Origin of the sequence: Methylocystis parvus OBBP (assembly GCF_027571405.1) — a bacterium.
GTDB classification, from domain to species: Bacteria; Pseudomonadota; Alphaproteobacteria; order Rhizobiales; family Beijerinckiaceae; genus Methylocystis; species Methylocystis parva.
The window spans coordinates 3,630,342-3,651,900 of record NZ_CP092968.1; the positions used below are offsets into that span (position 1 = coordinate 3,630,342).

At 64.4% G+C, this 21,559-nt stretch carries 21 protein-coding genes; 18 read left to right on the top strand and 3 right to left on the bottom strand.

From position 1 onward, the window contains the following. The first annotated feature begins 188 nt into the window (after positions 1 to 188). The 7 genes from MMG94_RS17575 to MMG94_RS17605 all read left to right on the top strand — a co-directional run bounded on the left by MMG94_RS17575 (position 189) and on the right by MMG94_RS17605 (position 8,716). Positions 189 to 3,641 carry a chromosome segregation SMC family protein gene (locus MMG94_RS17575; protein WP_016920248.1) on the top strand — a complete coding sequence of 1,151 codons (3,453 nt, stop codon included), beginning with the start codon at positions 189 to 191 and terminating at the stop codon, positions 3,639 to 3,641. A 49-nt stretch (positions 3,642 to 3,690) separates the two neighbouring features. Continuing rightward, a complete protein-coding gene (locus tag MMG94_RS17580) occupies positions 3,691 to 5,376 on the top strand; it encodes an SWIM zinc finger family protein (RefSeq protein WP_016920247.1) in 1,686 nt (561 codons plus the stop codon). A 631-nt stretch (positions 5,377 to 6,007) separates the two neighbouring features. After that, positions 6,008 to 6,331, top strand: coding sequence for an AtpZ/AtpI family protein (locus MMG94_RS17585; protein WP_016920245.1), 324 nt, complete (start codon positions 6,008 to 6,010; stop codon positions 6,329 to 6,331). A 78-nt stretch (positions 6,332 to 6,409) separates the two neighbouring features. Beyond that, on the top strand, positions 6,410 to 7,177 hold the full coding sequence (locus tag MMG94_RS17590) for a F0F1 ATP synthase subunit A (protein ID WP_016920244.1): 768 nt from the start codon (positions 6,410 to 6,412) through the stop codon (positions 7,175 to 7,177). Between the two features lie 50 nt (positions 7,178 to 7,227). Then, on the top strand, positions 7,228 to 7,452 hold the full coding sequence (locus MMG94_RS17595) for a F0F1 ATP synthase subunit C (RefSeq protein WP_016920243.1): 225 nt from the start codon (positions 7,228 to 7,230) through the stop codon (positions 7,450 to 7,452). A gap of 117 nt (positions 7,453 to 7,569) precedes the next feature. Further along, complete coding sequence (locus MMG94_RS17600; protein ID WP_016920242.1) at positions 7,570 to 8,199, top strand: F0F1 ATP synthase subunit B family protein; 630 nt, start codon at positions 7,570 to 7,572, stop codon at positions 8,197 to 8,199. 19 nt (positions 8,200 to 8,218) lie between these two features. Then, positions 8,219 to 8,716 (top strand): F0F1 ATP synthase subunit B family protein, encoded by a 498-nt coding sequence (locus MMG94_RS17605; RefSeq protein WP_026016298.1) that lies wholly within the window; start codon positions 8,219 to 8,221, stop codon positions 8,714 to 8,716. A gap of 42 nt (positions 8,717 to 8,758) precedes the next feature. Here the strand turns inward: MMG94_RS17605 and MMG94_RS17610 are convergent, their stop codons facing one another. Then, positions 8,759 to 9,355 (bottom strand): hypothetical protein, encoded by a 597-nt coding sequence (locus tag MMG94_RS17610; RefSeq protein WP_016920240.1) that lies wholly within the window; start codon positions 9,353 to 9,355, stop codon positions 8,759 to 8,761. Positions 9,356 to 9,375: 20 nt separating this feature from the next. Beyond that, a complete protein-coding gene (locus MMG94_RS17615) occupies positions 9,376 to 9,909 on the bottom strand; it encodes an invasion associated locus B family protein (RefSeq protein ID WP_040579271.1) in 534 nt (177 codons plus the stop codon). 349 nt (positions 9,910 to 10,258) lie between these two features. On the opposite strand from MMG94_RS17615, the gene coxB reads away from it, so the two are divergent. The 11 genes from coxB (at position 10,259) to MMG94_RS17670 (ending at position 20,019) form a co-directional block, all read left to right on the top strand. Further along, positions 10,259 to 11,128, top strand: a complete 870-nt coding sequence (coxB, locus tag MMG94_RS17620) for a cytochrome c oxidase subunit II (RefSeq protein WP_016920238.1) — start codon at positions 10,259 to 10,261, stop codon at positions 11,126 to 11,128. Between the two features lie 38 nt (positions 11,129 to 11,166). Continuing rightward, a complete protein-coding gene (gene ctaD, locus MMG94_RS17625) occupies positions 11,167 to 12,828 on the top strand; it encodes a cytochrome c oxidase subunit I (RefSeq protein WP_026016296.1) in 1,662 nt (553 codons plus the stop codon). A 95-nt stretch (positions 12,829 to 12,923) separates the two neighbouring features. Further along, positions 12,924 to 13,859 carry a heme o synthase gene (locus MMG94_RS17630; RefSeq protein ID WP_016920236.1) on the top strand — a complete coding sequence of 312 codons (936 nt, stop codon included), beginning with the start codon at positions 12,924 to 12,926 and terminating at the stop codon, positions 13,857 to 13,859. 11 nt (positions 13,860 to 13,870) lie between these two features. Then, positions 13,871 to 14,053 carry a hypothetical protein gene (locus tag MMG94_RS17635; RefSeq protein ID WP_016920235.1) on the top strand — a complete coding sequence of 61 codons (183 nt, stop codon included), beginning with the start codon at positions 13,871 to 13,873 and terminating at the stop codon, positions 14,051 to 14,053. Position 14,054: 1 nt separating this feature from the next. Then, positions 14,055 to 14,648, top strand: a complete 594-nt coding sequence (locus tag MMG94_RS17640) for a cytochrome c oxidase assembly protein (RefSeq protein WP_016920234.1) — start codon at positions 14,055 to 14,057, stop codon at positions 14,646 to 14,648. Between the two features lie 73 nt (positions 14,649 to 14,721). Then, a complete protein-coding gene (locus MMG94_RS17645; RefSeq protein WP_016920233.1) occupies positions 14,722 to 15,612 on the top strand; it encodes a cytochrome c oxidase subunit 3 in 891 nt (296 codons plus the stop codon). 93 nt (positions 15,613 to 15,705) lie between these two features. Continuing rightward, positions 15,706 to 16,083, top strand: coding sequence for a DUF983 domain-containing protein (locus MMG94_RS17650; protein ID WP_026016295.1), 378 nt, complete (start codon positions 15,706 to 15,708; stop codon positions 16,081 to 16,083). Next, positions 16,080 to 16,817, top strand: a complete 738-nt coding sequence (locus MMG94_RS17655; RefSeq protein WP_016920231.1) for an SURF1 family protein — start codon at positions 16,080 to 16,082, stop codon at positions 16,815 to 16,817. Before MMG94_RS17650 ends, MMG94_RS17655 begins: the two co-directional genes overlap by 4 nt. Before the next feature lie 109 nt (positions 16,818 to 16,926). After that, complete coding sequence (thrC, locus tag MMG94_RS17660) at positions 16,927 to 18,333, top strand: threonine synthase (protein ID WP_016920230.1); 1,407 nt, start codon at positions 16,927 to 16,929, stop codon at positions 18,331 to 18,333. Positions 18,334 to 18,347: 14 nt separating this feature from the next. Beyond that, the gene (locus tag MMG94_RS17665; protein WP_026016294.1) at positions 18,348 to 18,950 is read left to right on the top strand and encodes a GNAT family N-acetyltransferase; all 603 of its coding nucleotides are present in this window, start codon (positions 18,348 to 18,350) and stop codon (positions 18,948 to 18,950) included. 307 nt (positions 18,951 to 19,257) lie between these two features. Further along, positions 19,258 to 20,019: a WecB/TagA/CpsF family glycosyltransferase gene (locus MMG94_RS17670; RefSeq protein WP_016920228.1), complete on the top strand. Its 762-nt coding sequence runs from the start codon at positions 19,258 to 19,260 to the stop codon at positions 20,017 to 20,019. 65 nt (positions 20,020 to 20,084) lie between these two features. Here MMG94_RS17670 and MMG94_RS17675 read toward each other — a convergent pair whose 3' ends face one another. Further along, positions 20,085 to 21,518, bottom strand: coding sequence for a DUF1254 domain-containing protein (locus MMG94_RS17675; protein ID WP_016920227.1), 1,434 nt, complete (start codon positions 21,516 to 21,518; stop codon positions 20,085 to 20,087). Positions 21,519 to 21,559: the final 41 nt, after the last annotated feature.

Here is a 21,559-nt window from a genome sequence, read left to right on the forward strand (position 1 = left end):
TCGGGCGCGCGACGGCATTGCAACCGCAAATCGACGGCGCCGGGCGCCCGGCCGCGCGGCGCCTCGCTCCGCGCGAGGGGGCGGCCGCCGCCCGATATGCCTTTCGCCTCAGGCGCCTGTCGTCTTCCCACAACATATTGCGCCCGCTTCCTTGCATTCGTCATTCTTTTGTGGCGCTTTTTTGAGCCATGAAATTCGAGCGCCTGCGGCTTCTGGGCTTCAAGAGCTTCTGCGAACCGGCCGATTTCCTGATCCAGCCGGGCCTGACTGGCGTGGTCGGGCCGAATGGCTGCGGCAAGTCGAACCTCGTCGAGGCCCTGCGCTGGGTCATGGGCGAGAATTCCTATAAAAACATGCGCGCCTCCGGCATGGACGACGTGATCTTCTCCGGCGGCGGATCGCGCGCGGCGCGCAATTTCGCCGAAGTCGGCCTCGTTCTCGATAATTCCGAGCGCCTCGCGCCGCCGGCCTTCAACGACGCCGATTCGATCGAGATCACCCGCCGCATCGAGCGCGAGCAGGGGTCGACCTATCGCGTCAATGGCAAGGAAGTTCGCGCCCGCGACGTGCAGTTGCTCTTCGCCGACGCCGCGACCGGGGCGCGTTCGCCCTCGCTCGTTCGGCAAGGGCAGATCGGCGAGATCATCAATTCGAAGCCGCAGGCGCGCAGGCGCATATTGGAGGACGCCGCCGGCGTCGCGGGGCTCCATACGCGCCGTCACGAGGCGGAATTGCGCCTCAACGCCGCCTCCGAAAATCTGACGCGCCTCGAAGACGTCCTGAAACAGGTGGAGAGCCAGGGCGACAGCCTGCGCCGTCAGGCGCGGCAAGCGTCGCGCTATCGCGAACTCGCCGCCAGAATCCGGCAGAACGAAGCGCTCGTCGCCCTCGTCTCCTATCAGATCGCCTCGGACAGTCTGCGCGACGCCGCCCATAAGCTCGAAGCCGACATTTCCAATGTCCAGGCGCGCACGCTGGAGCAGGCCGAAACCGCCAAGGCGCAGGCCATCGCCGCGCATGAACTGCCGAAATTGCGCGAGAAAGAGGCCGAGGCCGGCGCCGCCGTGCATCGGCTCGTCGCGGCGCGGCAGGCGCTGGAGGCGGATGAGGAGCGCGCCAGGCAGCGCATTTCGGAGCTCGCCCGTCAGATCGAGCAGTTCATGCGCGACTTCGAACGCGAGCGCGCGCTGATCGAGGACGCGGCGCAGGTCGCCGAGCGTCTGGAGGAAGAGCGCGCCGAGCTGCTCGGCGTCGATTCGGACGATTCGCGCGAGGCCGAGGCCATTGAGCGCCTCGCCCGAATCGAAGCGGCGCTGGCGGAGACCGAATCGCTGCTCGCCGACGCCCAGCAGCAATATGCCGGGGTCAACGCCCGTCGGGCGGCGCTCGAATCGGCGTTGCGCGACGAAGGCAATCGCGTCGCCCGCTTCGAGGCCGAGCTGACCCGCCTCGACACGGAATTCGCGCTGATCGCGGGGCAAGGCGGCGGCGCGGAAGAGGCCGCGCGCCTCGCGGAAGCTTTTGAAATGGCGTCGGAAGAAGCGCGCGCCGCGGAGGAAGCCGCCCAGATGGCGGAAGAAGCCCAGCGCGAGGCGCGCGACGCCGAATCCGCCGCCCGCCAGCCCGTGGAGCAGGCGGCGCTGAAGGCGCAGCGGCTGGAGACTGAAGTCCGCACGCTCGAAAATCTGCTCTCGACCAATTCGGGCGGCCTCTGGGCGCCCGTCGTGGAGAGCATGACAGTCGAGAAGGGCTATGAGACCGCGCTGGGCGCGGCGCTCGGCGACGATCTCGACGCCTCGGGAGACGACTCCGCGCCCGCCCATTGGGCGCTGACTTCCGACGCCGGCGATCCGCCTTTGCCGTCCGGCGTGCGCACGCTCGGCGAGATGGTGCAGGCGCCGCCGGCGCTGCGCCGCCGCCTCGCCCAGATCGGCGTCGTGCTGCGCGCCGAAGGCGAGAATTTACGCAAGCTTCTGAAGCCCGGCCAGCGGCTCGTCTCCAAGGAAGGCGATCTGTGGCGCTGGGACGGCTTTACGCAGGCCGCCGAGGCGCCGACTCCGGCGGCCCGCCGCCTCGCCGAGAAGAACCGCCTCGCCGATCTGCGCGCCGAGGCCGAACGCGCCCGCGCCCAGGCCGACGCGCTCGCCGAGGAGCTGGAGACCGCTCGCGAGGCGACGCGGCTTGCGGTCATGGCCGATTCTCAAGCCCGCGACGCGCAGCGCCGCGCCCGCGCCCGGCAGGAGGAGGCGCGTGAACGTCACAACGCCGCCGAGCGCCGCCTCGCCCAGATCGGCCAGCGGCTTTCCGCGCTGGAGGCGGCGAAGGCCCAGAGCCTCGCCAATCGCGACGAGGCGAGCCAGAAGCGCGACGAACTTTCCGCGCAGCTCGACGCGCTGGAGGAGCCCGCTTCGCTCGCCGGCGCGCTGGAAGCTTTGCGCGCCCGCGCCATGGTCGAGCGCGCCCAGGCGGGCGAAGCCCGCGCCGCGCTTGCGAGCCTGCGCAACGAAGCCGCCGCCCGCGCCTCGCGCGTCAACGCCATTGCGCGCGAGATCGCCTCCTGGGCCGAACGCCGCGACCGCGCGCAGGACCGGCTGGGCGAATTGGAGGAACGGCTCGATTCGGCGCGCGAGGAGCAGGAGCGCCTCGCCGAATCGCCCGACGCCTTCCTCGATCAGCGCCGCGCTTTGATGAACGCCCTGCAGGACGCCGAGGCCGCGCGCGCCGACGCCTCGAATGCGCGCGCCGAGGCCGAGACGCGCCTCGCCGAAGCCGACCGCGCCGCCCGCGCCGCGCTCGACGCCATGAGCGCCGCGCGCGAAGAGAAAGCCCGCAGCGAGGCGCAGCTGGAGGCCGCCAGGCAGCGCGCCGGCGATATCGAGCGCGCCATTCAGAACGATCTCGAAACGACGCCCCTCGCGCTCGCTGATCTCGCCGGCGTGAAGGAGGGCGACGAACTGCCCGAGATCGCCGAGATCGAGAAGCGCCTCGAAGCGCTGCGCGCCGACCGCGAGCGGCTCGGCGCCGTCAATTTGCGCGCCGAGGACGAACTGGCGGAGATCGACACCCAGCGCGACAGGATGATCGCCGAGCGCGACGATCTCGCCGAGGCGATCAAGAAGCTGCGCGCGGCCATCGCCAGCCTCAACAAGGAGGGCCGCGAGCGCCTGCTCGCCGCCTTCGACAAGGTGAACGCCCATTTCAAGGAGCTGTTCACCATCCTCTTCGACGGCGGCTCGGCGGAATTGCAGCTCATCGAAAGCGACGATCCGCTGGAGGCGGGGCTCGACATTCTCGCCCGCCCGCCGGGCAAGAAGCCGGCGGCCATGTCGCTGCTCTCGGGCGGCGAACAGGCGCTCACCGCCATGTCGCTGATCTTCGCGGTGTTCCTGACCAATCCGTCGCCGATCTGCGTGCTCGACGAGGTCGACGCGCCGCTCGACGACTACAATGTCGAGCGTTTCTGCGGCCTCTTGGAAGAGATGCGCAAGAAGACCGACACGCGCTTCGTGACGATCACCCACAATCCCATCACCATGGCCCGCATGGACCGCCTCTTCGGCGTCACGCAGGCGGAGCGCGGCATTTCGCAGCTCGTGTCCGTCGATCTGGAGCAGGCGGAGAAATTCGCGCTGGCGAGTTGAGGCGGCGATGTCAGGAGCGCGGGGCCGCCGTGGAAGACAAACTGCCGACTTGGCGGAACAACCCCGCTTCTGCGTCGATGCTGTGAAAGAGATCGCCGGAAAGCAGGTTTTCGAGCGCGGGGAGGCCTATCATCGCGCCGGAAAAGTTGTCTTGATGAGCGTCGATCAGAGCCGCGTGGCCGCGCAGGTCAGCGGCTCGGAAATTTATCGAACCGTCGTGACGGGACGAGGGGCCGCGATCGGTGGGGAATGCAGCTGTCCGGCTTTCGAACAATTCGGATTTTGCAAGCATATGGCGGCCGTCGCCCTGGCGGCCAACGCAACGAATGAGGAAGGCTTCCTCGAGCGGATACGCGTTTATCTGAGGACGCAGAGCGCCGACGCCCTCATCGATCTCGTTCTTTCAAGCTGCGTCCGCGATCCGGCGCTTTTTCGCCAGTTGGAGGCGGCTTGCGTCGCCGCGACAGGTGACGAGGCGGAGATCCGGACGAAACTGCGCAGAAGCATCGATCGGGCAGTCCAGACGTCAGGGTTCGTCGATTATGGCGGGACGCGGGCGTGGGCTGCCGACGTCGAAGAAGTCCTGACCGCGGTCGCGGCGCTGATCGACGTTGGACGTAGTTCTCTTGCGCTCGGGCTGGCGGAACACGCGATCGACCGCATCGAAGGAGCGCTTCCGAATATCGACGATTCCGAGGGATATTGCGGTTCGTTGTCGATCTTCGCGCGCGACGTCCATCTCGCTGCGGCGCGTGCGTCGAAACCGGAGCCGAGAGAATTCGCCCGCATGCTCTTCGCGCGCGAAATGGAGAGCGACCTCGGCGCCTTCGACGGCGCAGCCGCGCTCTATGAGGAGGTCCTCGGCGAAGCGGGCCTGAGCGAATATCGCAGGCTTGCCGAAGAGCGTTGGGCGAAACTGCCTGCGCTCACAGGCGCGATGCGCGGCGAGAAAGCCTATTCGGACGACTATCGGCGCATCGAAGACATTCTCGATTATTTCGCTGAGCGGGATGGCGACGTCGACGCGAGACTCGCGCTACGCGCCAAGGATCTGTCTACTCCTTGGCGTTATTTGCGGCTTGTCGAGTTTTGCGTCGCGCATGGTCTTCGCGACGAGGCGTTGCGGCGCGCCGAAGAGGGGTTGTGGATTTTCGAAGACGGACGCCAGGACGACCGCCTCGTCTCTCTCGCCGCAGATCTTCTCGAGCAATCTGGTCGAAAATCCGACGCCGAGGCGACGCTCTGGCGCGGCTTCGAGAAAGCCCCCGGCAGAGAATTTTATGAGAGCCTTCGCAGGCTGGGCGGGGAGGAAGCGCGCGAGCGGGCGTTGCGGGCGCTCGAAGACAGTCTTGAGAAGCCCAGCGTCGGGCGCAGTCGGGGCGTTGTGGATCTGCTCGTCGAGACGCTCGTGAAGGAGCGTCTGTTCACCCGCGCCTGGGCCGCGGTCCACAGGCACAAGGTCTCGGCGGCGACCGAAGGCGCTCTGGCGCGCGCGAGTGAAGCGAGCCACGCCGGCGAGGCGCTAAAGTTCTATGTTAGGCGGGTCGACTCCCTCGTCGAAGCGGGCGGCGCCGGCCCCTATTCGGAGGCGGCGTCGCTCATCCGCCGCATGGCTGCGCTCAGAAGCGACACAGAACATCTTTCCTATCTCTCGGAGATCAAGACCCGATACGCGCGTCGGCGCAATTTCATCAAACTCCTCGATGCGGACTCGCGAGCAGTTGAGCGAAGGTGATGTGGCGCGGACGCGAAACGTTGCGAAATAACTTTTGACATATTGGCGGCCGCCGGCATGCAGTGGATTTTCGAAGCCCTTCTCGAACTCCTCTCCTCGATCGTCGCCGAACTTATCTGGACGCCGCTCTTTACGTCCCCCACTCGCTCGTCTGCTTTCTCATGCCGCTTTGGCGGGAAAACGCACGGGCGCTTCTTGGGGCGCCGTTCCGGGCCGAACCGCGCTCGGCGGTCTTGGGCGTCTAACTGTTTTGCGGATGACCGCCTTCAAATGAGTTACGCGCAGATAATTCCCCGTGCGCCTGTCGTGGCGGCCGCGTCCCATCCGCCTTTCAAAATTGAAATCGACGCGGCGCTACGGGACGGGCGCCTTTCGCAATTGCACAAACTTTGTGCCGCGCAAATCGTCGCAATCCGAGGTTTTTCCTTTGGAAACAAACCGGTTGCGAGAGTTGAGCCCGCCTTGACTTCAACGTGGCCCGTCAATATGTTGCGCCCGGCTCGAAAGGGCTTGGCCGCGAGGCCGGGTTTTTTCGATCAAGCCGCCCCCAAAAGCTAAGACAATCCCCCGAACAAGCCGCCCCGGCCATCGTTCATTTTGCGCGCCCCTCCCGGCGCGACGGAGAGAGCCGATGAACGAGGACGACAAGCGGGACGCCGAACAGGACGCGCTGAATGCGCGGCTCGAGAAGCTCGACGCGGCGCTCAGGCAGCGCGAGGAAGAGCAGCTCGCCAGGGACGCGCCGCCGCCGGAGCGGTCGGGCCTGTCGAAGGCGCTGAGCGTCGGGCTCAACGCTTTCGCCGAATTTGCGGGCGCGGTTCTGGTGGGCGGGTTCATCGGCTGGAAGGCCGACGAATGGCTCGGCACCAGGCCCTGGCTGATGATCGTTTTGCTCGGTCTCGGCATAGCGGCTGGCTTTTGGAACATTTATCGCGTCGCCAAGCCGAAGGCTTGAGAGCGCGATCCGGACGAGACCTAAGGCGCGTTTCGCGCCTTCAAGCGAGGGCCGGGCGGAAACGCCCGGGCAGGGACGATGAGCAACGAAGCAGCGGCCGCGCCGAATCCGATCGAACAATTCGAACTGCACCGCTACTTCCCGCATGAGATTGCGGGCTTCGAAACCTCCTTCACCAACGCCTCGCTCTATATGCTGCTCGCCGCGCTCGGCGTCGTGCTGCTGATGGTCGTCGCGACGTCGCGCAAGGCGATCGTGCCGGGCCGCTTCCAGGCGCTGGCCGAAATGCTCTATGAGTTCGTCGCCAATACGGTGCGCCAGACGGCCGGCAAGGAAGGCATGAAGTTCTTCCCCTTCGTCTTCTCGCTCTTCTCCTTCATCCTCATCTCCAATCTGATCGGCCTCATTCCCTACACCTATTCGGTGACGAGCCAGATCGTCGTGACCGGCGCCTTCGCGCTGCTCGTCATCCTGCTCGTGACCGTCTACGGCTTCTACCGGAACGGTTTCGGCTTTCTGAACCTCTTCGTGCCGCATGGCGTGCCGCTGCCGGTGCTGGCGATCCTCGTGCCGATCGAGATCATCTCCTTCCTGTCGCGCCCGGTGTCGCTCTCCATTCGTCTTTTCGCCAACATGCTCGCGGGCCATGTGACGCTCGCCGTGTTTGGCGGCTTCGTCGTGCTGCTGCTCGCGGCGGGCGGCGTCTATCAGGCGCTGGCGCCCATTCCGCTGCTCGCGATCGTCGCGCTCTATGCGCTGGAGCTGCTCGTGGCTTTCTTGCAGGCCTTCGTCTTCAGCGTTCTCACATGCGTCTATCTCAACGACGCGATCCATCCGGGCCACTGATAAACATCCAACAATAAACGTCGCCCAAACTACGAAAGCAGGAGATTACCATGGCTACTGAAATGCAACTGGTTGGCGCGGGTCTCGCCGCGATCGGCACCGGCGCGGCGGCGATCGGCGTCGGCATCATCTTCGGCAATTTCGTCAACGGGGCCCTGCGCAATCCGTCGGCGGCCGCCTCCCAGTTCACCAACGCGATCATCGGCGCGGCGCTCGCCGAAGGCCTTGGCATCTTCGCCTTCGTCATCGCGCTGCTGCTGTATCTGAAGGCCTGAGGCTTTCCTGAACGTTTTCGCGAGGCGCGCGTCGAGCGCGCCTCGCTCGTTACGCCCCGCAAAGGCGCTCCGCGTTTGAAAAACCGCGCGCCGCGTCGAAGACTTTGGATCATATCCATGGCGATCATCTCTTCCGCCCAGGCCGCCTCCGCCCAGGTCGACTCGGCCCAGGCCGCCTCCGCCCAAGTCGCCGAGGCCGAGCAGGAATCTCACGCGACGCATGAGTCCGTGGGCGCGCCGGGCGGCGAAGCCCATCACGAAGGCGTCTTCCCGCCTTTCCAGACCGAGAATTTCGCGCCGCAGCTCGCTTGGCTCGTCCTGATCTTCGGCTTCCTCTATATCCTCATGTCGCGCCTCGCGCTGCCGCGCGTCGGCGGCATCATCGAGACTCGCGAGCGGAAGATCGCCTCCGATCTCGACGCCTCTCGCGAGATGCAGGCGAAGGCGCAGGCCGCCGCCGCCGCGAATGACGAGAATTTGCGTCTGCGCCGCGAAGAGGCTCAAACCATCGGCCGCGAAGCCCAGCAGAAGATCGCCGACGAGGCCAGCGCTTTGCGCGCGCGCGCCGAAGCCGAATCCGCCGAGAAGATCCGAGCCGCCGAGGCGCGAATCGCCTCCGCGAAATCCGCCGCGCTCGCAAATGTCGAAGAGATCGCGCTCGACGCGGCCGCTTCGATCGTCGAGAAGCTGACCGGCGCGACCGCGGATCGCGCCGCGCTCGCGTCCGAATACAAGTCCGCGAACTGAGGAGACGCGTTCCATGTCTTTGCATTTCGACGCGGAATTCTACGTCGCCGTCGGCTTCACGATCTTCCTGCTCGTGCTGCTCTGGGCCGGCGCCCATTCCAAATTCGCCGCCCTGATCGATTCGCGCATCAACCGCATCAAGAGCGAACTTGCGGAGGCCGAGCGCCTGCGCGCGGAAGCCGAATCGCTGCTCGCCTCCTTCGAGAAGAAGCGTGAAGACGCCGAAGCGGAAGCGAAGGCCATCGTCGCCCAGGCGAAGGAAGAGGCCGAGCTCATCGCCGCCGAAGGCAAGCGCCGCCTCGACGAATTCATGTCGCGCAGCGTGAAGCAGGTCGAGCAGAAGATCGCTCAGGCGGAAGCGCAGGCCGCCGCGGAAGTTCGCGCCGCGGCCGCCGACGCGGCCGTGAAAGTCGCCGAGCGCGTTCTCGCCAAGGGCGCGCCGGGCAAGGATTTCGTCGCCGCCGGCATCAATGAGGTGAAGGCGCTCGCCGAACGCGCGCGTTACGTCTCGAACTGATCGGTCGCGCCGACGCGGCAATGAATCATGGGGCCGACGCTTTTAGCGTCGGCCCTTTTTCTTTTTGCCGACGGGCTTGTCGGCGCCGTCCGAGGCCGCGCCGTCGGTGAAGCCGATCAGGATCTCATATTCTTCCTGCGCTTTCGCAGTGGCGGGGAAAGCGATCGGATCAGGAAGCAGCCGGAAATCCGCACGGGCTGCGTTGCCCGGAATGCTCGCGCTGACGCGATAATTCCTGGTGACGACGATCGAATCGTCCTTCGTCCGGCGCAGCGCGACGCGGATGGTTCCGCCATAAGACCCTGGCGCCCCCGCCGGTCCCAGCATGGCGTCGCCTTCGACGCCGATCTTGATGGTGATATTGCCGCCGTCGACGATGCATTCGCGCGCCGTCGACTTGATCGACACCTGATGGTGCACGCTGGCGGCGTCGGCGCCGACCGGACTGCGAATCTGGCCGCCATCCTCGATCACGATCACCGGACAATCCGCCGTCGCGCCGGGCGTGGCCGCGCCGTCCTTCGAACCGCCGAGCATTTCCGGCATGCCGACTTTCGGCATCTCCCACGCATTCACGTCCTGCGCGACGAGGCTCGACGCAAGGGCGACTGCGGCCCATTTTGCAAAGACTGTTTTCATTTTATGCGACCGCGCTCCTTTTAGGGGAGTTTCGAATAGCCTTCCTTGAAGCCCTGGAGAGTCAACGGCAAGCCGATGCCCTCTTCGGGGACCTGATGAATGATGAAGGTCGCCGTCTTGCCCGTCCGAAGCTGCTCGACCAGCTTGTCGTCCATCACGACTTCCGCCACGCAGCCCGTCGGGAGGCACTTCACAAAGCCGGCGCGTCCAATGTCGGTTTCGTCGATTTTGAGACCGAGTCCGTTCGGAAGCAGCACGCCGAGCGGCGCGATGACGCGTAGCAGGCGGCTCTTGCCGTCGCTCGTCTTGAGGACGATGACGACGAGGTTCACATTGCTTTTATCTTCCGCGACGACGCTCTGAATGAGCGCGCATTGTTCGGTCGAGGCGCCGGCCGGCGTTTCGCAGCGGATTTCCCAGTCGCCATATTTCGATTTCACGACGCCTTGCGCCCATCCGAGCCCTGGGCTGGCGGCCGCCAGCAGCACGCCGGCGAAGCCCGCGACGAGATGTCGCAACGGGGCGAAGGGTGTCACAAGGCGCAAGGGATTCATGTCGGCTCCAGATGCGAAGACGCCTCTTTCGACGAGGATGCAATCGAAAGCCGGCCGCATCGCGGCGGCGCGCCGCTTGGGCGGAGGCTGCGATTGCCTAGCAAATGGGCCATGTCTGTCAAGCCAGCGGGCCGCCGCGCGTCGCTTCCGCACGGGCGCCGCAGCCTTGCCGGATCGCGGGCGGCGCGACCTTTTGTCAGTTAAAATATGGCGTCGCAGCAATTGCGCGGGGCATGCGTTTGTGGTTGAACCGAGCCATGTCGGGCGAAAGCTCACGGCGGCGGAAGCGCGTCCGAAAATTGCATAAAAACCAGAACTGACTGACGAGAAGGTGCGAAAGGCGACCTGCATGTCTACGGGCAATCGAAACTACCTTTCTGGCCGAGCGCTTGCGGCGGCCGTCGCGCTTCCGGTCGTCCTCTTCGCCGGCTTCGCTTATGCGCAGGTCGAGGGTCAGCCGACCCCCGGCGGCATCGGCCTCCCGGCGACCGTCACCGAGGTCGGCCGCGAGACGCAGGCGTTCTACAACGCGCTGCTGCTTCCGATCATCACCTTCATCGCCCTGTCGGTTCTGGGTCTGCTCCTCTATGTCTCCTGGCGCTACAACGAGCAGTCCAATCCGGTTCCCTCGAAGTTGACGCACCATACCGGCCTCGAGATCGTCTGGACGCTGGCGCCGATCCTGATCCTGGTCGCGATCGCCATCCCCTCCTTCCGCATTCTCGCCCATCAGGTCGAGATCCCGGAATCGAAGCTCACCATCAAGGTCACGGGCAATCAGTGGTACTGGTCCTATAAATATCCGGAAGATCAGGGCGGCGGCTTCGGCTTCGATCAGCTCATGAAGCCCGAGAACGAACTCAAGGACGGCGAGCCGCGTCTGCTCGCGGTCGACAACGAGGCCTATGTTCCGGTGAACGAGGTGGTGAAACTTCAGATCACCGCCAATGACGTGATCCACTCTTTCGTCATTCCCGCCTTTGGCGTCCGTATGGACGCCGTGCCGGGTCGCCTGAACGAAACCTGGTTCAAGGCCGAGAAAGAGGGCGTCTATTACGGTCAATGCTCCAAGATCTGCGGCAAGGACCACGCCTTCATGCCGATGGCGATCCGCGTCGTCAGTCGCGACAAATATGACGCTTGGCTGGCCGATTCGAAAAAGAAGTTCGCCGCCGCCGAGTCACCGACGCGCCTCGCCTCGAGCGAGCAGGCTCGCTGACGCCGACGCAAGACAACATAAGCATCGAGGAAAAAACGATGGCGAGTTCGACTGCCGGAGCGCATGACCATCCCACGGGGCTGCGCCGCTTTCTCTTCTCCACGAACCATAAAGACATCGGCACGCTCTACCTGATCCTCGCCGTGATCGGCGGCATGGTCGGCCTGCTGATGTCGATCGGCATCCGCGCCGAGTTGATGTATCCGGGCATCAACGTGTTCCCGGGCCTCGCCAAGCTGATCAACCACGCGGATCCGTCCATGGGGCTCGATCCGGCGAAGAATCTCTACAACGTCTTCATCACCGCGCATGGCGTGCTCATGATCTTCTACATGGTCATGCCGGCGCTGATGGGCGGCTTCGCCAACTGGTTCGTGCCGATCATGATCGGCGCGCCGGACATGGCCTTCCCGCGCCTCAACAACATTTCCTTCTGGTTCCTGGCGGTGTCGCTGGTGCTGCTGGTGCTGTCGATGTTCGTCGAAGGCGCGCCGGGCATGATGGGCTTTGGCGGCGGCTGGGTGTTCTACCCGCCGCTGTCGTCCAATATCGGCCATCCGGGTCCGGCGATGGACTTCGTGATTCTGGCGCTGCATCTCGCCGGCGCCTCGTCGATCCTCGGCTCGATCAACTTCATCACCACGATCTTCAACATGCGCGCCCCGGGGATGACGCTGCACAAGATGCCGCTCTTCGCCTGGGCCATGCTGGTGACGGCCTTCCTGCTGGTGCTGACGCTTCCGGTTCTCGCCGGCGCGATCACCATGCTGCTGACGGACCGCAACTTCGGCACCATGTTCTACGATCCGGCGGGCGGCGGCGATCCGCTGCTGTTCCAGCATCTCTTCTGGTTCTTCGGCCATCCGGAAGTCTATGTGCTGATTCTCCCGGCCTTTGGCCTGATCAGCCATATCGTGTCGACCTTCTCGAAAAAGCCGGTCTTCGGCTATCTCGGCATGGCCTATGCGATGGTCGCCATCGGCTTCCTCGGCTGCATCGTGTGGGCGCACCACATGTATACGGTCGGCCTGTCGCTGAACGCGCAGCGCTACTTCGTCTTCGCCACCATGGTGATCGCGGTGCCGACGGGCATCAAGATCTTCTCCTGGATCGCGACGATGTGGGGCGGCTCGATCTCGTTCCGCGCGCCGATGGTGTGGGCGATCGGCTTCATCTTCGTGTTCACCATGGGCGGCGTCACCGGCGTCGTTCTGGCGAACGCCTCGGCCGACCGTCAGCTCCACGAGACCTATTTCGTCGTGGCGCACTTCCACTACACGATGTCGCTCGGCGCCGTCTTCGCCGTCTTCGCGGGCTTCTACTACTGGTTCCCGAAGATGACCGGCTATCTCTACAACGAGACCCTGTCGAAGTTTCACTTCATCGTGCTGTTCATCGGCATCAACCTCACCTTCTTCCCGCAGCACTTCCTTGGCCTCGCCGGCATGCCGCGCCGCTATATCGACTATCCGGACGCTTTCGCGCTCTGGAACTACATCTCGTCGATCGGCGCGTTTATCGGCGGCCTGTCCATGCTGATCTTCTTCTATGCGGTCATCGAGGCCTTCGTGAAGAAGCGCGAAGCGGGCGCGAACCCTTGGGGCGTCGGCGCCACGACGCTGGAATGGACGCTGCCTTCGCCGCCGCCCTTCCATCAGTTCGAGGTGCTGCCGCGCATCTCCGGCCCCGGCCACCAGTAACGAAAACGGCCGGCGCGAATTTCCTTCGCGCCGGCCGCCTGTAAAGGACGCGACCGTCCCGCCGCGTATATGTCCCTTCTAGAGCGATCCGCGCGATGAGCTATCTCGACGACGCCAAGGCCACGCAACTCGCCCCGCGCATTCCCGTCGCGGCGCCTTCGGATTATTTCCGTTTGTTGAAGCCGCGCGTGATGTCGCTTGTCGTCTTGACGGCGCTTGCCGGCATCCTGCTCGCGCCGGTTCCGCCGCATCCGTTCATCGCGTTCACGGCGCTTCTCGCGATCGCGGTCGGCGCGGGGGCGTCGGGCGCCCTTAATATGTGGTATGACGCCGATATCGACGCCGTCATGACCCGCACCGCGACGCGCCCCATCCCTGCGGGCCGCATGGAGCCGGAATCGGCGCTGGCCTTCGGTCTCGTGCTCGCAATGCTGTCGGTCTTCACCCTCGGCTTCGCCACAAACTGGCTCGCCGCCGCGCTGCTCGCCTTCACCATTTTCTTCTATGTCGTGATCTACACGATGTGGCTGAAGCGCTCGACGCCGCAGAACATCGTCATTGGCGGCGCCGCCGGCGCGCTTCCGCCCATGGTCGGCTACGCGGCCGCAACCGGCGATATCAGCCTCGCGAGCGTCGTTCTCTTCGCCATCATCTTCATCTGGACGCCGCCGCATTTCTGGGCGCTGGCCATCATGAAGCATGACGATTACGGCCGCGCCGGCGTGCCGATGATGCCGAATGTCCACGGCCCGGATCGCACGCGCACGGAAATCCTCGTCTATTCGATCCTGCTGGCGCCGCTGGGCGCAGCCCCCTGGCTTCTGGGCTTCGCATCGCCGGTCTATGGCGTCGTGTCGGCGGCGGCCGGCTCCTATCTGCTCTGGCTCGCCGTGCAGGTCTATCGCCGGCGCGAGGGCGACGCCGCCCGCCGCGCCTCGCTGAAACTGTTCCTTTTCTCGATTTCCTATCTCTTCCTGCTGTTCCTGATCATTGTCGGCGAACGCGCGCTGCATCTCGCCGGCGTCGTCTAAGGGGACATGAGATGAGCATAGAGAGACAAGACGAGGCGGCGCCGGAAGACGGAGTCGTTCTGACGCCCGAGCAGGCGAAGAGCCGCCGCGCCCGCAACATCGCGATCGGGATCACCGTCGCGCTGCTCGCCATGCTGTTCTACGCCGTCACGCTCGTCAGGCTCGGCGGCGCCGTCGCCAACCGGCAGTTTTGAGATGACCGAACCCGATCGTCCGAACAAGAAAAGCCCGCGCGCCATCGCCGCGGCGCTCGTCGTCGGCTCGGTCGGCATGCTCGGCCTCTCCTTCGCATCCGTTCCGCTCTATCGCGCTTTCTGCGCCGCGACCGGCTTTGGCGGCACGCCCCAGATCGCCAAGGCCAACGCCACGAAGCAGGGCGAGCGGCGTCTGACCGTGCGTTTCGACGCCAATGTCGCGCGGGACCTTCCTTGGCGATTCGAGCCCGAGGTCGCGAAAATTTCGCTGCGGACCGGCGAGACGACGACCGTCTATTACAAGGTCGTCAACAATTCCGACAAAGAGACGAGCGGGCAGGCGGCTTACAATGTCAGTCCGGATCAGGCCGGCGCCTTCTTCGTGAAGGTCGCCTGTTTCTGCTTCGACGAGCAGCGCCTCGCGCCGCATGAGACGGCTGAATGGCCGGTGGTTTTTTACCTCGATCCCGCGCTCGAGAAAGACGAGGCGATGCGCAGGGTCGAGGAGATCACGCTTTCCTATTCCTTCTATCCGACCAGGACACCCTCGAAAGCCAAGACGAGCGAGGCGGCCGGACAGAAGCCAAAATCCTGACCCCTGGCGGCGCAGGGGTAAGCGCAAACCTGGAACACGCCGGGCGACCGGCGAATGACGAGGAAATAAAGAAATGGCCGACGGACACGCGAAACCTCAACACGATTATCATCTCGTCGATCCGAGTCCGTGGCCGATCACGGGCGCCTTCGCCGCGCTCTTCACCGCCATTGGCGCGATCATGTGGATGGCGCAGCACAAGGGTTCGCCGATCTTCGGCCAGACCTGGGGCGGCATGCTGTTCTTCGCCGGCTTCGCGTCGATCCTCGGCGTCATGTACGCCTGGTGGAGCGACATCGTGCGCGAGGCGCAGATCGAAGGTCACCACACGCCGGTCGTGCAGCTGCACCACCGCTACGGCATGATCCTCTTCATCCTTTCCGAGGTGATGTTCTTCGTCGCCTGGTTCTGGGCCTTCTTCAACTCGTCCATCTTCCCGGACGACATCTGGCAGGTGACGCGCACGGAGCTCTTCCAGGGCGTGTGGCCGCCCAAGGGCATGGAAGTCCTGAGCCCGTGGAAGCTGCCGCTGCTCAACACCGTCATCCTGCTCACCTCGGGCGCGACGCTCACCTGGGCGCATCACGGCCTGCTGCATGACGACCGCGACCAGCTCAAGAAGGGCCTGCTCGCGACGATCGGCCTCGGCCTCTTCTTCACGGCCGTGCAGGGCTACGAATATGCTCACGCGCCCTTCGCCTTCTCCTTCGATCCGGCGCATCCGGCGGCCACGAATTACGGCTCGACCTTCTTCATGGCGACCGGTTTCCACGGCTTCCACGTCATCGTCGGCACGATCTTCCTGATCGTCTGCCTGCTGCGCGCCTATCGGGGCCACTTCACCTCCAAGCAGCATCTCGGCTTCGAATTCGCGGCCTGGTATTGGCACTTCGTCGACGTGGTCTGGCTGTTCCTGTTCTGCTGCATATATGTGTGGGGCAACTGGGGCGGCATGGTCGAGTAAGCGCCGGGCGCGCCTGTTCCGACGGGCCTCACAGATGAATATCGACGGTCACGGCGCCGCCGTGGCCGTTTTCTTGTGACAGTGAGCATGAAGATGGCGGAAGAGCAGATTTATCCTCCGGCGCAGGTCTATATTGACGGTCTTCTGGGGAGATGCCCTCGTTGCAGCAAGGGCCATATGATCAAGGGCCTCTTATCCGTCGCGCCGAAATGCGAGGTTTGCGGCCTGGATTTCTCCTTCGCCGACACGGGCGACGGGCCGGCGATTTTCGTCATGACGATCGCCGGTTTCATCATTGTCGGGCTGGCCTGGTATATCGAGGTCGTCCATCAGCCGCCCTACTGGGTCCACGCGCTCATCTTTCTCCCTTTCTCGGCTTTGGTCTGCATCGGCCTGTTGCGGCCGACCAAGGGGCTGCTGATCGCCCTGCAATATTTCAATAAGGCCGAGGAAGGCCGCCGCGAATCATGAGATCCGGCGCGCGGGCGCTGTTGTGGCCGGCGGTCGCGACCGCGCTCGCTTTTGCGTTGCTCGTCAGCCTCGGCGCCTGGCAAGTGCGTCGCCTCGGCGAAAAAGAAGCGCTCATCGCACGGGTCGAGGCGCGCGCGCGCGCGCCGGCGCAGCCGCTCCCCGAACGCAGCCAATGGGCGGCCACGCCGTCCGCCGACTATGAATTCACCCATGTTCAGGCGCGGGGCCGTTATCTCCAGGGGCGCGACGCGCTCATATTCATGAAGGCGCCCGAGGGCTTCGGTCTCGAGCCGGGCTATATGGTCGCGACGCCCTTCGCATTGTCTTCCGGCGGCGCGCTGCTGGTCGAACGCGGCTTCGTTCCGGCTTCCAGGGTGGAGGACGCCGCGGGTCGCGCGCCTCCTTCGGGCGAAGTTGAAATATCCGGTCTCCTGCGCGCGCCGCAGGCGCGCAACATGTTCACGCCCGCCGACGCGCCCGAGCGCCGCATCTGGTACACGCGCGATCCCGCGGCGGTCGCCGCCACTCTCGGCCTCGCTGAGGCCGCCCCCTTCGCTTTGACGCTGGAAGGGCCCTCCAGCGCCGGGACAAACGGCTTTCCGCGCCTGGTCGCGACGGCGCCCGAATTTCCCAACAACCATCTCTCTTACGCCTTCACCTGGTTTTCCCTGGCGGCCGCGCTTCTCGTGATTTTCGCGCTTTTCGCGCGCGGACGCCTGGGCCGCGACGCTTGAGCCGCGACCCTTGAGCAATACACCCGCGAGCGCTTGCGGCGGGCGCGAATATGTTATGAAAGGAATACGACGCGCCGCTCTCGCGTCCCCTGCCTGACGGATTGAAAATTTGCGTTATCTCTCGACGCGCGGCGAAGCCGCGCAGCTTGCTTTCGACGACGTCCTGCTGGCCGGTCTTGCGACGGATGGCGGCCTCTACGCGCCTTTCGCCTATCCGCATGTGGCGCCAAAGGACATCGCCGCGCTTGCGGGCGTTCCCTATGCGGACGCCGCCGCGCGCCTCATCGCGCCGTTTCTGACGGAGGAGGCGTCGCGCGCCGCGCTGCCCGCCCAAACGGCGGCGGCCTATACGAGCTTCCGCCATCGCGCCATCGCGCCGCTGACGCAGATTGCAGACAACCTCTTCGTGCTCGAGCTCTTTCACGGCCCGACGCTCGCCTTCAAGGATCTGGCGATGCAGTTGCTCGGCCGCATGATGAATGACGTGCTCGAAAAGCGGAATTTGCGCGCGACCATCGTCGGCGCGACCTCCGGCGACACGGGCGCGGCGGCGATCGAGGCCTTTCGCGGCCTGCCGCGCGTCGACGTCTTCATCCTCTATCCGCATGGCCGCGTCTCCGACGTGCAGCGCAGGCAGATGACGACGGTCGCGGACGAGAATGTCCATACGATCGCGCTTCAAGGCACGTTCGACGATGCGCAGAACATCCTGAAGCGCCTCTTCCGCAATCAAACTTTCCGCGAACGCGTCTGTCTCGCGGGCGTCAATTCCATCAACTGGGCGCGCGTCGTCGCGCAGATGGTCTATTATTTCACGAGCGGCGTCGCGCTCGGGGCGCCGCATCGCCATGTCTCCTTCGCTGTGCCCACAGGCAATTTCGGCGACGTGCTGGCGGGCTATATCGCCAAACATATGGGTCTGCCGATCGAGCGCCTTATCGTCGCGACCAACGCCAACGACATTCTCGCCCGCGCGCTTGCGACCGGACGTTACGAGCCGCGCGGCGTGACCCAGACGCAATCGCCGTCGATGGATATCCAGCTCTCCTCCAATTTCGAGCGTCTTTTCTTCGACGCTTGCGCGCGCGACCACGCCGCCGTGCGCGCGGCCTTCGCGTCGCTCGACCAATCCGGCGCCTTTGAAATTCCGGCGCCGGCGCTTTCCGCGATACGCGCAGAATTCGACGCCATGTCGGTCGGAGAAGCGGAAACGACGGATGAGATCGCGCGGAGCTGGCGCGACGCGGGCTATGTGCTTGATCCGCACACGGCGACGGGCGTGCGCGCCGCGCGGGCGCGTCTCGCGCAAGACCCGGCGACGCCCGTCATTGCGCTGTCGACCGCGCATCCCGCGAAATTCCCCGAGGCGATCGAGCGCGCGATCGGCCATCGTCCGCGCCTGCCGGACGCGCTCGCCGCGAAGCTCGAAGGGCCGGAGCGTTTCACCGTTCTGGAAAATGACGAAGCGCGCGTGGCCGCTTTCATTTCAGAGCGCGCTCGCGCGGCCGCGGCATGACGGCGAGTTTCGGCATGGCTCTCTTTGGCGTCATCGGCCGTCGCGACATGCCTATAAGGGGCGACGGCGTGTATCTGCGTCCCTCCGAGATGCGCGACTATGTGGAATGGTCGACGCTGCGCGAGCGAAGCCGCGCCTTTCTGACGCCCTGGGAGCCGATCTGGCCGGTCGACGACCTCACCCGCGCCAGCTTCCGTTATCGCGTGCGGCGCCATGCCGAGGAAATGGCGCGCGACGAAGCCTATTCCTTTTTCGTCTTCCGCGAAGAGGACGACCTGCTGGTGGGCGGCCTCTCCTTCGGCCATGTTCGTCGCGGCGTCTCGCAGGCGGCGACGCTCGGCTATTGGATGGGCGAGCCCTATGCCGGCAAGGGCTATATGACGCGCGCCGTTCGCGCGGCCTGCGGGTATATTTTCGAGAAACAGGGTCTGCATCGCATCGAGGCCGCCTGCTTGCCGAACAACGAACCCTCGCGGCGCCTGTTGGAGCGCGTCGGCTTCAAGCAGGAAGGCTATGCGCGCGCCTATCTCAACATTAATGGCGAGTGGCGCGACCATTTGCTCTTCGCGCTTCTGGAATCGGACCCGGTTCCGCCAGGCAAGCCCTGCGCCGCCTGAGGGGGAAAATCAGTTATGCAAAGCAGGGAATCGGGTGAGGGACAGTCTCGGACGATCGGCGCCCTATCCCTCCCCTTTACGGGGAGGGATTGCTCGCGAGCAGCGTTCGCCCGATTGCCCCGTTATGCAAAGTAAATGCGCAGCTACGCGTCTGAATTCGGCTATCGACGACGGTTAATCTCCGATTAATCAGGTTTCTTAATCATTCGTAGGACTGGATTCACCTTACAGCTAGCTCTTTGCTGAGCGGTCCCGCGACTTCGCGTAGAATTTTACGCAGGGGCGTCGCAAGTCCGGGGTTAGCGCAGTGCGTATCAAGTCTGTTGAAACGACCTTTGTCGGCGGTTCGCAAGTGGCGCGTCTCGATCTCGAGGCGACGGCGCATATGATGATCGATCTCTCGCGCGCGCCGGCGCGGTCCAAGGGGCCGTACTATCTCACCTCCGTGAATGGCGAAGTTCTGGCGCGGCGTTTCTTCGACAAGTCCTTCGCCGAAATGATCGACTGCGCCGACTCGATCGCCGCCGACGGCCAGCCGCTCGTCGTTGCGTCGAAGATTTTTTCGCAGGCCCCCTTGCCGGAGCGGGTCGCCACAACGGATCTTTACCCGATCGTCGCGCGGATGGCGCAGGAGACAGGCGCAAGCTTCTATCTCTTCGGCGCCAGCGAAGAAGTGAACCGCGCCACCTACGAAAACACGCTCGGCGTCGCGCCGCGCCTCAACATTGTCGGGCGTTCGCATGGCTACCTCAAAGGCGCCGCGCTCGACGCCAAAATCGAGGAAATCAACACGCTCGCGCCCGACATTTTGTGGCTCGCCATGGGCGTCCCGCTGGAGCAGCAATTCGTGCGCGATTACGCGCATCGGCTCAAAAATGTGAAAATGATCAAGACGTCGGGCGGTCTCTTCGACTTCATCGCGGGGACCAAGAAGCGCGCGCCGCAATGGATGCAGGACACTGGCCTCGAATGGGCGTTTCGACTAAGCCTGGAGCCGAAAAGGCTGCTGAAGCGTTATCTGACGACCAATCCGGTCGCGGCGTTTCTCCTGTTGACGCAGACGCAGTAACCCTTCCGCTCGAACAAAGAGCCCGCTCGCGAGCGGGCTCCAGATCCTTTCGAACAAGCTTTGCGTCAGCTTGCGGCGGTTACTGGGGGAATGACCCAGGAACCATCGAGGATCGACGGTTTGTGCTCTCTCGGCCAATAGAGACGGAGCATCAGCACGAATTTTCCCTTGGGGGCCGGAAGCCAATTCGCTTCCTTGTCGGGCCCGGGCGACTCGTTCTGGATGTAGATGACCAGCGAACCGTCCTTTTCGAGCCTGGGATTCGTCCGCATGCTCATGGAATAACGATTGATCGGATTTGCGACGAAGAAATAAGCGTCATCGTACATCGTAAGCGACCAGAAACCTCTGGCCGGCGGAAGCTGGCCCGGCAGGAAGCGCATGATCCATTTCTTCGATCCGTCGTACGACTCGAAGAAGGACGGCTTCAACGACGTCGGATAGACGGCGTCTTGTGGTCTGTTCGCGCCGAGCCCGATCGCCGTGACCAGCGCCCGCTGGATATAGTCCGTGCCGTAAAGGCCCGTTTTCGTCGTGTAGCCCCAACCATTGACGCTCGTCATGTCGCCATCGCTGAACTTGAAGTGCAGCATGATGCGATCGTTGGAAATTTTGGGTATCCGCGTCTCCCAGCGGCCGTCGATCGACTTGCCGTCGAACGGCTTGCCGGGCTCGAGCCCGATTTTGGCGAACCGCGCCAGCGCGGGGGCGTCCTTTGGCGACGGCGGATTGCGCTTCAGCAACTCCGCGAGCAACGTGAAATATTGCGTCGCCGTCATGCGGTTGACCTGATCCCGGACGGCGGTCTTCATGTCGATCGAGGGATCGACCTTACCAGCCGGCGGCGTCCACTCCTTGCCTGCGGCGCTCAGGGGATAGAGCTTGAATTTGTCCTGAAGGGCGTGAACGGCGGCGTAGTCTTCCGGCGCGCCGGTGCAATAGATGCGGCCGAGCAGCCAGACGATGCTGGTGGGCGAAGCGACATGTTTCACGCCTGCCGGAACCTTCCCTTTCCAGCCAGGGCCGGAGACCAGATAGGTTTGCGCCTTCTCTCCCGTCGTCCGGGAGCCGGGAACATCGAAGACATCCGTCCAGCCGTCGAGCATCGGGAGAAGGAAATACCGCTCGCCCATGTCCGGGGCCTCGAGCATCCATGGCTCGTCGCCCACATCGAAGAACGCCGTCGTGTAGAGCGTGTCGGCGTTGGGAGCGGTGACGTCGCGGAAGGACGCGTTCGGATATTCGCGCAACTTGATAAGCTGTCCCATCGGCGCGTGCGTCCCCTCTGGAGCTGCGACGTTGGTCATGACGCGACGCGTCATCTCCATCGTGACCAGGGGATAGCCGTATATATAAGCGTCGGAGGCGATCTTGAAGGATTCGACGTCCTCTATCGCGTCGAGCAGGAGCCTGTCCCAGGCGAAGCCAGGAGAGGAAAATCCGCCCGAGGCGATCAGGCTCAGCCCTCCGACCGTGGCGGCGCGGCGCGTCAATTTCATGTCGTATCCTCCACTACAACTTAAGCGGGTTTATACGGCAT

Excerpts from the sequence above, each read along its gene's own strand:
- MMG94_RS17615 (WP_040579271.1), bottom strand. The coding sequence starts at position 9,909 with ATGAATCCCTTGCGCCTTGTGACACCCTTCGCCCCGTTGCGACATCTC.
- MMG94_RS17630 (WP_016920236.1), top strand. The coding sequence starts at position 12,924 with ATGAGCTATCTCGACGACGCCAAGGCCACGCAACTCGCCCCGCGCATT.
- ctaD (WP_026016296.1), top strand. The coding sequence starts at position 11,167 with ATGGCGAGTTCGACTGCCGGAGCGCATGACCATCCCACGGGGCTGCGC.
- MMG94_RS17655 (WP_016920231.1), top strand. The coding sequence starts at position 16,080 with ATGAGATCCGGCGCGCGGGCGCTGTTGTGGCCGGCGGTCGCGACCGCG.
- MMG94_RS17590 (WP_016920244.1), top strand. The coding sequence starts at position 6,410 with ATGAGCAACGAAGCAGCGGCCGCGCCGAATCCGATCGAACAATTCGAA.
- MMG94_RS17585 (WP_016920245.1), top strand. The coding sequence starts at position 6,008 with ATGAACGAGGACGACAAGCGGGACGCCGAACAGGACGCGCTGAATGCG.
- MMG94_RS17650 (WP_026016295.1), top strand. The coding sequence starts at position 15,706 with ATGGCGGAAGAGCAGATTTATCCTCCGGCGCAGGTCTATATTGACGGT.
- MMG94_RS17640 (WP_016920234.1), top strand. The coding sequence starts at position 14,055 with ATGACCGAACCCGATCGTCCGAACAAGAAAAGCCCGCGCGCCATCGCC.
- MMG94_RS17675 (WP_016920227.1), bottom strand. The coding sequence starts at position 21,518 with ATGAAATTGACGCGCCGCGCCGCCACGGTCGGAGGGCTGAGCCTGATC.
- MMG94_RS17595 (WP_016920243.1), top strand. The coding sequence starts at position 7,228 with ATGGCTACTGAAATGCAACTGGTTGGCGCGGGTCTCGCCGCGATCGGC.
- MMG94_RS17665 (WP_026016294.1), top strand. The coding sequence starts at position 18,348 with ATGGCTCTCTTTGGCGTCATCGGCCGTCGCGACATGCCTATAAGGGGC.
- MMG94_RS17645 (WP_016920233.1), top strand. The coding sequence starts at position 14,722 with ATGGCCGACGGACACGCGAAACCTCAACACGATTATCATCTCGTCGAT.
- MMG94_RS17575 (WP_016920248.1), top strand. The coding sequence starts at position 189 with ATGAAATTCGAGCGCCTGCGGCTTCTGGGCTTCAAGAGCTTCTGCGAA.
- coxB (WP_016920238.1), top strand. The coding sequence starts at position 10,259 with ATGTCTACGGGCAATCGAAACTACCTTTCTGGCCGAGCGCTTGCGGCG.
- MMG94_RS17635 (WP_016920235.1), top strand. The coding sequence starts at position 13,871 with ATGAGCATAGAGAGACAAGACGAGGCGGCGCCGGAAGACGGAGTCGTT.
- MMG94_RS17610 (WP_016920240.1), bottom strand. The coding sequence starts at position 9,355 with ATGAAAACAGTCTTTGCAAAATGGGCCGCAGTCGCCCTTGCGTCGAGC.
- MMG94_RS17600 (WP_016920242.1), top strand. The coding sequence starts at position 7,570 with ATGGCGATCATCTCTTCCGCCCAGGCCGCCTCCGCCCAGGTCGACTCG.